Origin of the sequence: Fictibacillus sp. Mic-4 (genome assembly GCF_049843615.1) — a bacterium.
In the GTDB taxonomy this organism is placed as follows: domain Bacteria; phylum Bacillota; class Bacilli; order Bacillales; family Fictibacillaceae; genus Fictibacillus_A; species Fictibacillus_A gelatini.
In genome coordinates, this window is the sequence record NZ_JBBHZM010000055.1 from 1 (window position 1) to 15686 (window position 15686).

A 15686-nucleotide genomic window follows, 5' to 3' on the forward strand; every position below is an offset into this window, starting at 1 on the left:
TTGATGTTACATATACAAAATCCACCAATTTTACTGATTCAATACATATTTTATCGTGACACGCTTCACTAAATCTAATTATGCATCAGAAAAACTTAGCAAAGTCACATACCTAGCTATTTAAAGTTTCTATACAAAAGTACTTTATAGAGTTAATAAAACTCTTGCAAAGCATTTTTTATATACCCCTGACTTAATAACAATTCATATGGATGTTTTTTCTGTTTCAACGCTCGTTCTCTTATATCTATTAATGGAAGTATTTTTGCAGATGGAACAGCCTTCTCTCTTCGTTCCTTTGCCTTTTGATTTAATTCCAATAACTCTTTAATTACTTGGCTTTTTAGTACATTGTAATCTTTGTCAATTGCTGATTCGCCAACAATTTTTTCTACTATTTTATGAATCTCTTTTGCAGTAAGGGCATCAAAAATACCAATAGATGCTACTTCAACACTCAAGTTTTCAATTATATCCTGTCGTTTATATTGCATGGTATTTAGTCGCTCTTTCATCGTTTCTTTTATTCGACCTTCATATTCAGCATTCTTTTTATGATTGATCATCAGCTCATCCAAATTAATCATTATATCCTCATACTTATACACAGCCTTAGGATCATCTTTACGTAATGCATTCATCATTGGCTGGATGATTTTCATATCTTCTCTTGCTGTTTTCTTTATCACTCTCGGTGTAAGTTTTTCGTCTTCATTCGATTCATCAAATAATACTCGTTCTTGAGCCAAAATAAACAAGTATACCGCAACTGAAGTGATTCCCTGACATTCCTCATAAAATGCCTTTTTAACGTCTTCTGTAAGCTCAGAACTTGTCTTTAAGCACTGAAACTCCCATAGTGTTTCTAAAAAGAACTCCCATTCTTCACTGTCTTCAGCCATGCGATCCCAAATAATTGATCCATCACTCGCTGCACGACGGGCTTGTCTAAAGTTTCCTTTAAACAGCTGCTGTGCTTTGGAGGTGCCGATTAAAACAGTTGGAATACCGACAGTATTTGATAGTGTCACAAAGAAATTTAGCATTTCCTCCTGGTCATTTTTTGAATGTAGTAAATGCTGAATTTCATCAATGACTAGAACACCAATACCGTACATACTCGCTAGAGATGTCATGTGTAATAACATAGTTGAGGTAACTCGATTTAAGTAACCGAATTTTTCTAAATAGCGTGTACCTAATAAATCATCAATAGCTTTAAAGAAACTTTTGCATAATGTCGATAAACTACCGTCATATGGACAATCTATTTTAAGCCAGACAATTTGTGTGCGATTAAAAGGCTGCCCTTTATACAATTCATGTTTAATAACTTGCGGATACATTAACAATAAACGTTCAATTGCAGTCGTTTTGCCAATGCCAGAAATCCCGATGATTGATAAACTATCCGCTGTTGAACGAATATAGTTCAATCTGTCATCAATATATTTATGTGCCTCTTCTTCATCCTCACGTAGGTGGTGCAAAACCCGAATACGTTCTAAGAATGATTTATCTAAAGGATTACGTGCTAAGTATCCTCTTCGAATTAATGTTGATAAGCGTCTTTCTACTACAAAATGTATTGGTAACGGTTGAATAAAATTTTTTATACGTTTCAGTACATGGTAACGAATAGTTGTCTCCTTTTTTTTATCTTGCTCGGTTATACGTGGAGTCACCATAAACCGTTCCAAAACATCATCTTCACTAAATATGGGTGGAAGAGCTTCGATAAATGGATTATTACTATATTCAGATAAAGCTTGTTCCTTATAGTCAGCTTCCTCAAAGTCACCCTTTAATACCAGATTATTTATCTTTTCCAAGTTCCTCATCTCGCTTCTTTCGTAATTTATCCATTATACGAGAGGTTGATTTTAGTGGTATTTTTTCTTCAAATTTTTCCTTCGTTGCGAAGTCAATTACTGTTGCCTTTTCACTGCCTTGTTTAGCTTCTAAATCAAAATGTTCAACTTGACGATGAAGCTCTTTTTCTATAGCTTTATTATCTCTAATGGATGCTAGCTTTTCTCTTTTGCTTGTTGACTGATGTTGTGATTGTTTTTTCTTTTTTTCAGCTTTCTTAATGATATCTTCTAGCATTAAATCTGTATTGATTGTTAGTTGTACTTGATTAGAGCGTTCAATTTCCTCAAGTTCACTTCTTAACTCCTGCTGGAATATAATTTCCTCTAAAAAGTCATTCTTGTATTGCTGGCTCGGTTCAAGCAAGGTACAAGTCTCGAAACCCCTACCATCATCATGTGGAATATAGATTTTTTCTACATTACGTGGATCATATACTATTTCAATATTCCTGTTTTTTAATTTTAAGTACCATTGTTCTTCTATTGCTTGCCTCGAACTATATAATAAGTTCTTAAACTTAATGCCTGCTCTTGAAATAGTTGCTTTTCCTCGGGGTAATACATTTAATCTTAAAATATTTCGATCAACAGTTCTTAGTCTGCCTTTACGATTTTCGATGCCCCAATTCCAAAGATTAGTTGGTGTTGGCACAATACCATCTGTAATCATTTCTTTTTCCATTGGGTACTTTTCAATAATTTTATGGTTGTGATGTAATACTAGAGTGATAATAAGAGCTGTAAATTCTTTAAGATTCAATGTGGCATCTAATCGATAATCTCGATCTCCTCGCTCGCGATATTCCTTTTGAATAGCTCCAGGGGCTTTTTGCTTCACTTTTCCGTTCAGTGTGCGGAATTTGCGTTCAACAAGCCCTTTTAAATCACCACGATATGCCGTTGTATTTTCTATTTTGATATTTAAATTGTTAATTAGGTTATCTACTGAATAGCCTTCAAATTCTCCACGATCAGCAATGATAATTTCAGGCAAATGATGTGTCGGCCATTGTTCTTCTTCTATATCGATATTGTATTGTTTACAAAACTCTACTTTGTCTGCAACCATATTATCTAATGCCATCATTGCACCAATCCATGAAGGACCTTCTAAACCAATGTATATCCCTGTTATAATTCGTGAGTAAACGTCCATTACAGCATAAATAACAGGACGACCAATCACTCTATTTACATCAAAAGAACTAACTAAGTAAATATCAGCAATCGTTGCATCAATCTGAAAGCGAGTACCCGGACCGTTTGTTTCAGACTTTGAATCACTCAAAATTGGTCGATGCTTTAATTCATATTCCTTTGCACTCTTGCGGAATTGAATATCTTTTTTGGGGTTCTCTAATTTCTTAAACCAATAGTAAAACTGATTATAAGAAGGGATCCTATTTGCTTCCCACACACGATATTTCATTTCGCCATTTTCTTTATAACGGTCTGAATAAAAATCACGAAGAATAATGTGATAAACATCTTTTAGTGAATAGTTATTCGTCTTACGATAATACTTATTAATCGCATGCTCAAACTGTAATTTCACTTCATCGGTGATATTAATACCTGTTTGATATTCTCCACTAACGGTTACCCTTCTTGGGCGACCAACTTTTTCTTTTGATAGTGTTTTAGATTTTCCTCTACCACCAGAGTTAGTATAATCAGGCAGGAGAGCATTTTTATTCATACCACGTTGCCAATAACGGCTAAGTAGTTTCTTTATCTTTGTTTTTCCTAGTCCAGTTTGTTCTACAATTTCAGAAATTTTTTTCTCTCTACCTTTTTTCTTTATTAACTCATCCATGTTTGGTAATATAAATTTCAAAATTATATCCCAGTCTTGCTCTCGCTTACTAACTTGAACTTCTGTCAGTTCATCATCTGGAATAGCTTTAGCATACGGATCACTAATAGCTAGCAATTCCCCTTGTTTAATGTCTGTTTCTAATGATGTATATAATTCTTTAATGGGCATTGCACTTATAGTATCAATGTTAACAAAGTATACATAGGATTCTTGAATCTCTATTACACGAATTCTTCTTAGATCAGAGACATACTGAAATACTTGATTAATATAAATCATCCGTATCTCACCTGCTTTAATTTCATCTCATTTATAGAATCTATCACTACGGGTTGTTCTATGTTAATTGGCTCCAGTATATTCACTTTAATGATTTTTTGAGCTAACATATGATAAAACAATGTCAAACCGCTGCCTAATGGGAGATGTACCTCATTATCAAAAGAAGATGTAACTGTACGAATGCTTGCTTCTGTATTTAACAGTCGTTGGAGTAGTGCCATCGCTAAATCTTCTATATATTGCCCACTCATTTCACTAAAAGTATCAAAATCACGAATATCATAATGGTCATGTATATAACTTATATTACGTGCCATCGTCTTTGGAATTTCTTTCTCTGTTACAATGCCCCAATCAATATTTCTTCGCAGCCAATACTCTCTTTCTATTTCAAATTTCTCAAGCACTCGCTCTTTTAATAGTTCGTCTTTCATCTTGATTGTCCGTGCAACTTCAAAAACACCTTGTCCTCTATCTAAAGTTAATAAAAAGTCCGTTGTCATCACAATTGGTTCACCAGTCTTAGGATCAGTTGGATGTTTAATACCTAACTCATCTGCAATTACAATTGTTTCTTCCAACGGCAATAAAGGGTATTGTTCCCTAATATCAATGATAAAGTCTGAATATTCAGTTATGTAAAAGTAGTTTCGTTCCAAATCAGACAAGAATTCATGTTGTCTGCCTGTTTTAATTCCTTTCAATCGTGTAGAGCGACCTAATGAAGCAACATCTTGAGTATGCAACCATGGTTTATAATCTGAACCTCTTCCTGACCCACGACCTTCTTTAATCCATTTATCAATTTTAGATGTTCTCTTTCTTTTTGACATAAAAAAACACCCCTTTAGAGAATCATATCCAAAGGGATGTTTCTTCGCAACTTTTTTATAAACATCGTTACTTTTTTAAAAAATCGCGACTTTTTTATAAATGTCGCAACTTTATTTCAAAGCTACAATTATTTTTTTCCAACTTCCCACTCTTATTCGACTGTCACGCTTTTGGCGAGGTTGCGTGGCTTGTCGACGTCGCAGTCGCGGTGCAGCGCTGCGTAGTAGGCGATAAGCTGCAGCGGGATGACGGATACGAGCGGTGTGAGGAATTCGTGCACTTTCGGCAGGACAACGCGGTCTCCTTCTTCCTGCAATCCGTCCATGCTGATGATGCATGGGTAGGCGCCGCGTGCGACGACTTCTTTCACATTTCCGCGAATGCTTAAATTTACATGTTCTTGTGTCGCAAGTGCGATAATCGGCGTGCCTTCCTCAATTAAAGCAATCGTTCCGTGCTTCAATTCTCCGCCTGCAAAGCCTTCAGCCTGGATGTAAGAAATCTCTTTCAGCTTCAATGCACCTTCCATGCAGACAAAATAGTCGGTGGCGCGGCCAATGAAGAAGCAGTTGCGGGTAACCGCCAAATACTCGCGTGCAATCTTCTCCATTTGTTCTTTTTGCTCGCAAAGCACTTCCATCGCGTTTGCAACAATAGCCAGCTCTTGAATCGGATTAAAGTCAAGCTTGATTCCTTTCGCTTTTGCCGTATCGACAGCCAGCAAGGCAAGAACGGCGATTTGTGCCGTATACGCTTTTGTCGAAGCAACCGCGATCTCTGGCCCTGCATGCAATAATAATGTATAATCCGCTTCCCTGGAAAGCGTAGAGCCGGCAACATTCGTGATCGTAAGCGCCTTATGTCCTAGTTCTTTCACCTTTACGAGAACGGCGCGGCTATCGGCAGTTTCCCCGCTTTGTGAGATAAAGATAAACAATGGTTTTTCTGATAGAAGCGGCATATTATAACCAAATTCACTGGCAATATGGACTTCGACTGGAATCTTTGCCATTCCTTCGATCAACTGCTTCCCAACCAGGCCGGCATGGTAGCTAGTGCCGCAGGCAACGATATAAATGCGGTCGGTCTCCTGCATCGCTTCTCGGATGCTGCCTTCAAGCTCGAGCTCGTCATTTTCGTTTTTGTATTTGTTAATAATATTGCGAATGACAAACGGTTGTTCATCAATTTCTTTTAACATAAAATGCGGATAAGTACCTTTTTCAATGTCGCTTGCATCGATCTGTGCTTGATAAGGAGCGCGAGAAACCGTTGTTCCATCAAGCTTTTTGATCGTATAAGTGCTTGAAGTGACAATGACCACTTCTTTATCCATTAACTCAACGTATTGGTCGGTTAACTGAATCATGGCCATCGCGTCACTGGCAACGACGTTAAACCCTTCACCAAGTCCGACTAGAAGCGGGCTTTTATTTTTCCCAACATAGATGGTTGTTGAATTTTGGTTATCAATTAATGCTATAGCATATGAACCTTTTAAAACAGAAAGTGTTTGCCGGAAAGCTTCTTCCACTTCCATTCCGCCTTCGACAAAGCGTTCTACGATTTGAACGACTACTTCTGTATCGGTATCACTTTTAAGTGTTACGTCAGGAATATACTGTTTTCGTACTTGTTCATAGTTTTCGATTACACCATTATGGACAAGCGTAAACCGGCCGGAAGCGCTTTGATGCGGGTGCGCATTTTCTTTGCTTGGCACACCGTGCGTCGCCCAGCGTGTATGCCCGATCCCCATTTTCGCACACACGGATGCATCTACGCTTTCACGAAGGGCTGCAATTCTCCCTTTTTCTTTAAAAACATGCACACCATTCTCGTTTAAAACAGCGATCCCTGCTGAATCGTAGCCGCGATACTCCAGCTTCTCTAAACCATGAAGCAAAATTTCCTTTACATCTTCATTTCCAATATAACCGACAATTCCACACATAATAAAGATCCTCCCATAAAAGGGGGCAGGAGCGGGGCTCTCTACCCCACCTATGTTTTTTTATTTGTGTGGTCACTGCTCTTGCCTTTGTACAGGAAGTCGCCTTGCCTGCTTTCCGCAAAAGCTTACGATTGGACCCAAACCGAGAGGCATCCGCCGAACATTCGATAAACCTCTTCCTCGTCAACTATTTCCTTTCATCTTTCGAAATAGTTCTGGCGCTTGTCAAAAGTAAGTTAAACCTCTATGCTCCTTTCTATTTTTGAGTAAAATCAAGAATTTTATCATACACTGAATTTCGCAAATCGTCAATTATTAAAAAATATGCATAAACGACATCAGTTGTGAGCCGTTTATGCATAATTCCACTTGAGTTATACTAATTCCGCTTTGACCACTTCTGCAATTTGATCGGTGTACTTTTGGCAAAGCTCTCTTGTCGGCGCTTCAACCATTACGCGGACAAGCGGTTCAGTGCCTGATGGCCGAACAAGAACCCGGCCGTTTCCTTGCATTTCATTTTCTACCTTTTCAATTTCGGCTTTGATGGTTTCATTTCCTTCAAGCTTCGATTTATCTTCAACTTTTACATTGACTAAAAGCTGAGGGAACTTCTTCATTTCTGCAGCAAGTTCGGATAATGGCTTCTTCGATTGCTTGACGATGCTTGCAAGCTGGATGGCTGAAAGCATTCCATCACCGGTCGTTGCATAATCAAGAAAAATAAGATGCCCTGATTGCTCGCCGCCTAATGAATAATTTCCTTTTCGCATCTCTTCCATCACATAGCGGTCTCCTACGGCAGTTTGTAAAGAGGAAATGCCGTTTTCCTCTAACCCCTTATAAAATCCTAAATTGCTCATCACCGTAGAAACAACTGTATTTTCATGTAATCTGCCCTGTTCTTTTAAATATTTTGCGCAGATAAACATAATTTGATCCCCATCAACAATGTTCCCTTTTTCGTCAATGGCAATTAAACGGTCTCCGTCACCATCAAAGGCAAGACCTAAGTCGGCTTCCTTTTCAAGGACGAATGCTGCAAGCTTTTCAGGATGGGTTGATCCTACCCCTTCATTAATGTTTAATCCATTAGGGTTTGACCCCATCGTTGAAAGATCGGCTTCTAAATCGGCAAACAAATGCGGAGCAAGTGAAGATGTAGCGCCATTTGCACAATCAAGCGCAATATGAAGGCCCGAAAAATCGCCATGAACCGTTTGCTTTAAATATTGAATGTACTTTTGGCCACCCTCGAAATAGTCGCTGACAAAACCAAGTTCTGCGCCAATTGGACGAGGCAGGTCATCCGTTTCTTTGTCTATTAATGCTTCGATTTCTGCTTCTTGCTCATCAAGCAGCTTGAATCCATCATGCCCAAAAAACTTAATACCGTTATCAGCTACCGGATTATGAGATGCTGAAATCATTACCCCTGCCTGTGCTCCGACAGCCTTTGTCAAAAAAGCGACACCAGGAGTTGAGATAACGCCAAGCCGCATTACTTCTGCACCAATGGATAATAAACCGGCAATCAGTGCACCTTCGAGCATATGGCCGGAAATGCGGGTGTCCCTGCCAATCAAGACTTTTGGCTTCTTTGTTTCTTTTGTTAAAACGTAGCCGCCAAAACGGCCAAGTTTAAATGCTAGCTCGGGTGTGAGTTCGGAATTTGCTATGCCTCTTACACCGTCGGTTCCAAAGTATTTTCCCATTAGTCTCTCTCCTTCGTATCATCTGCACTGCTTTTTTCCGCACTGCTTTCTGTTGCTTTTTCTTCAATATTGACTGTTGCTTTTGTTTCAACGGGATCGACCGTGACATCCCCGGGACTCTCCAGCTGAATGGTTACATTATGTTTGCCAGCGTCAAGTCCGCTTAAATTAACAAAAGCGCCAAAATCCGATTTCTTTAATTGATCAACGGTTTGTTTATTGCCTGTGACCGTAATATCTACTGTGGCATTATTCGGATCAAGAATGGTTGCCTCCTGACCTTTTGCCAAACCTTTCATGTCGATTGGAATGTCATGAATGGTTTTTGTTTTATCCGTTTTATTTTCTTTAACATCAATATGAATTTCGATTTTTTTTGGTGAAACCTCTTTCACGCCGTCTGGAATCGGAACATCCATAAAAAGCGTTGTATCTTTGGTTACTTTGCTTAAGTCAACCGCTAGTCCTTTTAACGTGCCAATGGAATCGAGTACGCTTGACGGCCCTGCCAATTTTACTTCTTTCGGTTTTGTCGTAATATCGACAAGGGAAAGCCCTTCAGGAAGTTCTCCGGTCTCGTCAATAGAAACCGGTACTGTTTTTTCAGGCCTGTGAATCGGGACTTTCACATGAACAGTACCTGGTTCTATATTTACATCCAAAAACTCCCCTTGCGAATTGTAAGCTCTAAGCGGAACTTGCTTTTCAATTGTATCTTTCGCCGAACTAACATCCACATAGCCCGTTATAAAGGAAATATCATCGACGTATTCCTTAATTCCTGTGACTTGAACCACCTTTGGCGAGAATTCTACATCACCCGTTGCATAGCCTTCTCCGAGTTTTTTCAAATTTTTCAGGTCAACATTAATTGGCATGCTTTTTGTTTCTTTATTATGAAGGGTGATTGTTACTTGTTTTGGGCTAACTTTCGCCGACAGGCCATCAGGCAGATTCCGAACCTTTACCGGTACTTTGTGCACGCCCGGACCTAATTTGCGCAAATCAATATATACTTCAAATGAGCGATTGATCTTTGTCACCTTTGTCATTAAACTGGATGGCCCGCTTAACTCGATATCGACCGAGCGCGGTAAATCGGTTAAAATATATTTTTTCTGATCAAAGTAAGGGTTAATTTCAACCCCTGTTACCTTTTCATGAACAGCTGATGATTTATACCAGGGAGATCGGTTTTCTTCCTGATGGGATTGGAATGAGACCATCGTATACATAAGTAAAGCAATTAAAAAGGCAACAATCTTCACAAACCAGTTATTGTTTAGAAGCTTTTCCATTTTTCTTCCCCCTCCAATTCCAGCGTGATGAGGAAGTTGATCGATTGGCGTGTAACAACTCCGCTGATAATAAGTTTCGTAAAGACTCCTCGTCTAAGTTACGGTAGATCTCTCCGTTTTTCGTCACTGATATCCCGCCCGTTTCCTCTGAGACGATGACAGTAATCGAATCGGTCACTTCGCTTATGCCAATGGCGGCCCGATGCCTCGTTCCAAGCTCTTTCGAAATAAATGGGCTTTCTGAAAGCGGCAAATAGCAGCTGGCCGCAAGAATCTGATCATTTTTTATAATGACGGCGCCGTCATGAAGCGGCGTGTTCGGGACAAAAATATTATTTAGTAGTTCCGATGTTAAAACGGCGTTAATCGGAATTCCGGTTTCAACATAGTCGGTCAACCCCGTTTCCCGTTCGATAGACATGATTGCTCCGATTCGCCGTTTCGCCATATAGCTTGTCGACTTCACAATCGCCGTAATGGATTGTTCTACTTTTTCCTCCATCTGTCCGGTTCTGGAGAAAAATTTGCCCCGTCCAAGCTGTTCTAAAGCCCGTCTTACTTCCGGTTGGAAAACAACAATGATCGCTAACGGCGCCCAGTTGATGACTTTTTCCATGAGCCAGCTGATCGTTCTAAGACCGAAATATTGACTCACTAAATATACAAGAATAATGACGGTAATCCCTTTTAATAATTGAACTGCTTTCGTGCCACGGATCAACATGATAATTTTATAAATCACATAGGTCACAAGTAAAATATCAATAACCGGGCCTATATAATTAAATAATTCAAAATCTCCAATTGATAGCATATCGTCCCTCCCATTCTTGAAACGATGGGTGAAATTATTAGATTCTGGCTTCCCGCCAAATCCTTACTAGCGAAAGCCGTACATTTCTTATACTTATGGCGTAAAAGTGGCCGCGACGTCGGGTGATCTTCTGGCAGCCCATTTACACTTCAACGTGAAATAAAAATGCAACTGCTTTATTATAGCATATTTAATGTTGGACACAAAAAAAGGCCATCCCGCATCAGGTATGGCGCATTTACAGATTTTCCCGAACGAGAAAGCCCATCGCCTTTAGGCATGGGATGAAAGTGAGGCTTCGATGGTCATAAGTCTGTAAACGCTCAACCTCTAAATTTTGTTCCGATTTTATAAAAATAATGTTCCAATTTTCCGATTTCAATGGTAGAATAAAACTGTATACGAATATATGTTCCTGTTTATAAAAATTAAAGGGAGGTGAATCGAAATGTTTGTCACCCATTCCTTTCGCATTCCTTATGACCCATTGATTTATGATCAATTGCGAACGATGCAACGTGAAGCGGCTTCGGTTTGGAATGATATTGTCCGGGAAGCAACGAGTTATTTCTTCACCTATAAAAAATGGCTCAACAAATTCGAGATTCAAGCGGTACGTAAAGGCTCCTATAATCTTCATTCCCAAACTGTTCAAGCGATTGTCGATAAATATGATGCCAACCGCCAGACGACCCGGAAGCTGAGAAAGACGGATAAAAAATAAAGTACCCATGGAAAGAAAAATATTATTATTGCATCCCGCTCAAACAAGCCTCTATGGATATTTCAGACGAAATAATCGGAATTAAAAAAGCAGAGTATCGCCTGTCTCTTGTCGAATTCGTCACGAAAAAGAGAAAGAAAAACTGGAATGAAAAGTTTCCGAAGAGAAATGAACAAGTGATTATTCCGAACCTCGCAAAAGAACCATTAACGAATTGTAAGTACGCTGAAATCGTTTGGAAAAACGGTTCCTATTGGTTTCATTATTCCATTGAAGTACAGGAAAAAGATCTTTCTTCCTTGTCCTTATGTCCTGCCGGAGCGGATTTAGGGGAAATTCATGCTGTAACCGTAGCCACCGAAACCAAAGCGCTCGTCGTCTCCGGACGCGCGATCCGAAGCATCTCTCAATTTCGTGCTAAAGTGCTGGCTGACCTTCAAAAGAAAATGTCCCGATGCAAGAAGGGATCCCGCCAATGGAAAAAATACAATACCGCAAAGAAACGAATCCGCCAAAAATGCAACCAATTAGAAGACCTAGAACATAAAAACAACGAAAGAAGTAATCGCATTTTTAGAAAAAGAAAACGTCACGAATCTTGTCATCGGACGAGTGTCCGGGATTGAGAAAAACACAAAAAAGGATAAAAAGAAAAAGTCGAAAACAACGAAAGTTAGAAGGCAACAGCTTTCCCTTTGGAACCAGGGAAAGATCAAACAAAAGCTGACATATAAAGCCGAACTTAAAGGGATTAAAGTGGAAGAAACGGAAGAAAGCTATACGTCGCAAACCTGTCCGTTCTGTCACGGAAGACATAAAACCAATGGACGTCAATTCAAATGTTCTGTTCGCCAAACAGAAATCCACCGGGACGTCAACGGTGCCCAGAATATCGTTCGGAAGAAATATCCGATGGAAGTAAACAGCCAGCTGGAAGTCGTATTTAAACAACCGGTCTGGTATAAACGATATGTGAACGGGAACCACTATTTTTTAACCGGACAAGACCGGCATCAATCAAGTCATAAAAGTATCGCCAGAAGGATGGCGTAGTAGGCACCGACCTTGCCCACAGGAAGTCGTGTACCGATCTCTTGTGTTGCTCACCCAAGTTCGACCGCTGCTTCTTCTCTGGAAGAAAGTAAGTTGGATGTTTGTGAGAAAGCCCCCACGGGAAGAACCCCACTACTACCTATGGCAGTAGCTTGCGGCTTTAGCCGTGGGAGTAAGTCAACGATCTTCACTTATAAAAAGGTGTTTGAGTTTATACCAGGCCCAATCGACGACTTGATGAATTTCTTTGCTATCTCCGGTCACTTCTCCGGCGGAAGCCATGTAACGCTCTCCTTTTATGACGACCACATCGCCTTCCACTTTTCCTTCAATGCGGACATCCCCATTTTCAACAATTAAATCTCCTTTTACCGTCTCGCCTTTTGGAACAACCACTAAGTGTGAGGAGGGGATCACTTTTACATGTTTTGAATTTGTTTCGACCGATAATTCGTTCCCTTCATTCCAGGTCGCCAAAACAGAGGCAGACATTAGAACGAAAAAGAGGGAAGCTGCTGTTAAGACCGGATGTTTCTGAAACCATCGTCTTCTTTTAATTTTTGTTGCACTTAGCGGCAAACGGCTCATTACAGATTCAGTAAATCCTTCCGGTGCCGTTACATGCCGTGCCTCCTTTAATTCATCGAGCAATTCAGTCATGGCCGTAAAATGTTCCCTGCAAAAATCACAATGGCTCATATGTTGCCTGAGTTCATATTGTTCTTCTTCGGATGCCTCGTGATCCAACACTTTATCGATTAATGACATATAGATTTCTTTTTCACATGACACACGTCTTCACCTCGATTTTGTAACCATTCTAAATACCTTTTTCAGCGCTTCCCTGCCTCGGTGAATCCGGGTCTTTACCGTAGGGACAGGAAGATCCATAATCTTTCCGATTTCTTCGAGCGACAAATCCTCGACATATTTCAAAAGAATGGCGGTTCTATATTTTTCCGGGAGCTTTATAATTTCCTGCTGCAATTGGTCATGCTTTTCCTTTTCCACCACTGCCTCTTCCGGCAATGGTTCAACCGTTGCCACTTGAGAATAAAGTGTTGCCCCGTCCGCTCCAGGCACCTCTGCATCAAGGGAAAAATCGGGTTTCTTTTTTCGTAAACGGTCAATACAGAGATTGGTCGCAATTCTGTATAGCCATGTGGAGAATTTATATTCACCGTTGTATTGATTGATTTTTGTATAGGCTCGAACGAACGTCTCTTGAGCTAAGTCCTCCGCTTCATGGCGATTTCCAACCATTCGGTAACAAAGCCGATAGATTTTATCTTTAAACAGCTCGACAAGCCCTTCAAAAGCCTCATGATCCCCTTCTTTTACACGGGATACAAGACTTTTAATAAATGTTTCCATATGTTCACCACCATCTTGCGGTTCATTTTTATTACGTCTTTGTTCCATAAAAGTTTCATTCTGAAAAACAATTTTTATTTTACCATTTTTTGTTCATCAAACAAAAATTTCATACAATTTTTGCAAATAAAAGTTTCATAGAACAAAATGCCGGGAATACTTAGATCAAATTATACTATACCAGGAGCGTGTAGGTTTATGAACCGGAATCGATTGTTAAATGAAATTGAAATGTCAAGGCAAAAAATGAATGAAATGTCCCAATATTTGCCGTTAATTTCAGAAGAGTTGCTAGAATTAAGCCAGCACATTGATGAACTGCTAAATGAATTTGATCGATTAAAATTAAAAAACAGTTACTCATAAGGCTGAGTAACTGTTTTTAATATCATTAAACGCGCCGAAAAAATTCGCAGGCAATGTTTCCCGGGCTTTTTGAACATTTCCTAAAGTAATTTCTCTCCAAACAAAGACCCAATCAGCGCAACAGCAGTGGTTGCTGTTTTATTCCGTTCATCAAGAATCGGATTAATTTCAACAAATTCTGCACTTGTGATCAGATTCGCTTCAGCTAACATTTCCATTGCTAAATGGCTTTCTCTATAGCTAATGCCGCCAAGAACCGGTGTGCCAACGCCCGGTGCATCATGAGGGTCTAAACCGTCAAGATCAAGGCTAAGGTGAACGCCATCGGTTTTTTTGGAAAGATACTCTATCGTCTCTTCCATTACCTTTGTCATTCCCATGCGGTCAATTTCATGCATCGTAAAAACTTTTATTCCTTTTTCTTTAATGAGGACACGTTCACCTTCATCTAATGAACGAGCTCCAATAATAACGATATTTTCCGGCTTTACTTTCGGCCCATATCCGCCGATTTGAGTTAATGCCTCATGTCCAATTCCAAGACTTGCAGCTAACGGCATCCCATGAATATTACCACTTGGAGAGGTTTCAGCTGTATTTAAATCGCCATGAGCGTCATACCAGATGACCCCTAAATTTTCATAATGCTTCGCTACCCCGGCTAACGTTCCAATAGCGATACTATGGTCGCCACCTAAAATTAAAGGAAAGCGGTTTTCTTTAATCACTTCTGAAACTGTTACCGCTAATTTCTCGCTTGCTTCGGCGACTTCTTTTAGATTTTTTAAATTTTCTTCATTCGTTTGACCGATTTTTTCTGGACGGCCAATTTCAATATCACCATGATCAACTACGTTATAATTTAAGTTTTCAAGCCGTTCTGTTATACCTGCATATCGAATGGCGCTTGGCCCCATATCTACTCCACGTCGTGTTTGTCCTAAGTCCATTGGTACTCCGATTAATGTTACATCTTTTTTCATTTTGGTACCCCTTTCATCCAATCTTCTTCTTTATTTTATCCCTATTTTTTCAGATGGTTCAACTGGACAAAGTTTTGTATGGTTATGCTAAAAAGTAACCGCTTTCTAAGCCTTTTGTGAATAATTATTAGACAACTCCGAGAATAGACATTTTATCGATACAAACAAAAAAGCTTAAGTCACTAATAGACTTAAGCTTACGATCACTATGTATGGTGGAGCCTAGCGGGATCGAACCGCTGACCTCCTGCGTGCAAAGCAGGCGCTCTCCCAGCTGAGCTAAGGCCCCGTATGTAAGTGGAGCGGGTGATGAGAATCGAACTCACGACCAGAGCTTGGAAGGCTCTTGTTTTACCATTAAACTACACCCGCATCAAATGGTGGAGGGGGACGGATTCGAACCGCCGAACCCTGAGGGAGCGGATTTACAGTCCGCCGCGTTTAGCCACTTCGCTACCCCTCCACATAAAAAAAGGTTTCTTACTTGAAAGATTTATTTTATTTTTTAACAAATGAAACCTTGTTAAGAAAAAAATGGTGCCGGCTAGAGGACTTGAACCCCCAACCTACTGATTACAAGTCAGTTGCTCTACCAA

The 15686-nt window shown here is 39.8% G+C and carries 14 protein-coding genes and 3 tRNA genes; 4 read left to right on the plus strand and 13 right to left on the minus strand.

The window, feature by feature from the left end:
- Positions 1-152: 152 nt before the first annotated feature.
- The 7 genes from WD019_RS20140 to cdaA all read right to left on the minus strand — a co-directional run bounded on the left by WD019_RS20140 (position 153) and on the right by cdaA (position 10590).
- Positions 153-1841 carry an ATP-binding protein gene (locus tag WD019_RS20140; protein WP_425712616.1) on the minus strand — a complete coding sequence of 563 codons (1689 nt, stop codon included), beginning with the start codon at positions 1839-1841 and terminating at the stop codon, positions 153-155.
- Positions 1816-3972, minus strand: coding sequence for a Mu transposase C-terminal domain-containing protein (locus WD019_RS20145; protein WP_425712617.1), 2157 nt, complete (start codon positions 3970-3972; stop codon positions 1816-1818). Before WD019_RS20145 ends, WD019_RS20140 begins: the two co-directional genes overlap by 26 nt.
- The gene (locus tag WD019_RS20150; protein WP_425712618.1) at positions 3969-4808 is read right to left on the minus strand and encodes a TnsA endonuclease N-terminal domain-containing protein; all 840 of its coding nucleotides are present in this window, start codon (positions 4806-4808) and stop codon (positions 3969-3971) included. The genes WD019_RS20145 and WD019_RS20150 overlap by 4 nt, the downstream gene beginning before the upstream one ends.
- Positions 4809-4960: 152 nt before the next feature.
- Complete coding sequence (gene glmS / locus WD019_RS20155; protein WP_026678237.1) at positions 4961-6763, minus strand: glutamine--fructose-6-phosphate transaminase (isomerizing); 1803 nt, start codon at positions 6761-6763, stop codon at positions 4961-4963.
- Positions 6764-7137: 374 nt separating this feature from the next.
- Entirely contained in the window at positions 7138-8478 is a 1341-nt protein-coding gene (gene glmM, locus WD019_RS20160) for a phosphoglucosamine mutase (RefSeq protein WP_026678236.1), read from the minus strand.
- On the minus strand, positions 8478-9776 hold the full coding sequence (locus tag WD019_RS20165) for a CdaR family protein (RefSeq protein WP_425712619.1): 1299 nt from the start codon (positions 9774-9776) through the stop codon (positions 8478-8480). The genes glmM and WD019_RS20165 overlap by 1 nt, the downstream gene beginning before the upstream one ends.
- Entirely contained in the window at positions 9754-10590 is an 837-nt protein-coding gene (gene cdaA / locus WD019_RS20170) for a diadenylate cyclase CdaA (RefSeq protein WP_026678234.1), read from the minus strand. The genes WD019_RS20165 and cdaA overlap by 23 nt, the downstream gene beginning before the upstream one ends.
- Positions 10591-11038: 448 nt before the next feature.
- On the opposite strand from cdaA, the gene WD019_RS20175 reads away from it, so the two are divergent.
- The 3 genes from WD019_RS20175 to WD019_RS20185 are packed head-to-tail and all read left to right on the plus strand — an operon-like array spanning position 11039 to position 12367.
- A complete protein-coding gene (locus WD019_RS20175; RefSeq protein ID WP_425712620.1) occupies positions 11039-11314 on the plus strand; it encodes a hypothetical protein in 276 nt (91 codons plus the stop codon).
- Positions 11315-11367: 53 nt separating this feature from the next.
- A complete protein-coding gene (locus WD019_RS20180) occupies positions 11368-11940 on the plus strand; it encodes a hypothetical protein (RefSeq protein WP_425712621.1) in 573 nt (190 codons plus the stop codon).
- On the plus strand, positions 11918-12367 hold the full coding sequence (locus WD019_RS20185) for a zinc ribbon domain-containing protein (protein ID WP_425712623.1): 450 nt from the start codon (positions 11918-11920) through the stop codon (positions 12365-12367). Before WD019_RS20180 ends, WD019_RS20185 begins: the two co-directional genes overlap by 23 nt.
- A 177-nt stretch (positions 12368-12544) precedes the next feature.
- Here WD019_RS20185 and WD019_RS20190 read toward each other — a convergent pair whose 3' ends face one another.
- Both WD019_RS20190 and sigW read right to left on the minus strand, forming a co-directional pair.
- Complete coding sequence (locus tag WD019_RS20190) at positions 12545-13159, minus strand: anti-sigma factor (RefSeq protein WP_425712622.1); 615 nt, start codon at positions 13157-13159, stop codon at positions 12545-12547.
- A 6-nt stretch (positions 13160-13165) separates the two neighbouring features.
- Entirely contained in the window at positions 13166-13741 is a 576-nt protein-coding gene (gene sigW / locus WD019_RS20195) for an RNA polymerase sigma factor SigW (RefSeq protein ID WP_425712624.1), read from the minus strand.
- A 198-nt stretch (positions 13742-13939) separates the two neighbouring features.
- Between sigW and WD019_RS20200 the strand changes: the two genes are divergently transcribed.
- Positions 13940-14107 carry an aspartyl-phosphate phosphatase Spo0E family protein gene (locus WD019_RS20200; protein WP_161627205.1) on the plus strand — a complete coding sequence of 56 codons (168 nt, stop codon included), beginning with the start codon at positions 13940-13942 and terminating at the stop codon, positions 14105-14107.
- 80 nt (positions 14108-14187) lie between these two features.
- On the opposite strand, the gene rocF is transcribed toward WD019_RS20200, so the two are convergent.
- The 4 genes from rocF to WD019_RS20220 all read right to left on the minus strand — a co-directional run bounded on the left by rocF (position 14188) and on the right by WD019_RS20220 (position 15553).
- On the minus strand, positions 14188-15090 hold the full coding sequence (rocF, locus tag WD019_RS20205; protein WP_026678231.1) for an arginase: 903 nt from the start codon (positions 15088-15090) through the stop codon (positions 14188-14190).
- A gap of 213 nt (positions 15091-15303) precedes the next feature.
- Positions 15304-15379: transfer RNA gene (locus tag WD019_RS20210), tRNA-Ala, on the minus strand.
- A gap of 9 nt (positions 15380-15388) precedes the next feature.
- Positions 15389-15462 (minus strand) — tRNA-Gly (locus WD019_RS20215).
- Between the two features lie 6 nt (positions 15463-15468).
- Positions 15469-15553 (minus strand) — tRNA-Tyr (locus WD019_RS20220).
- Positions 15554-15686 lie beyond the last annotated feature (133 nt).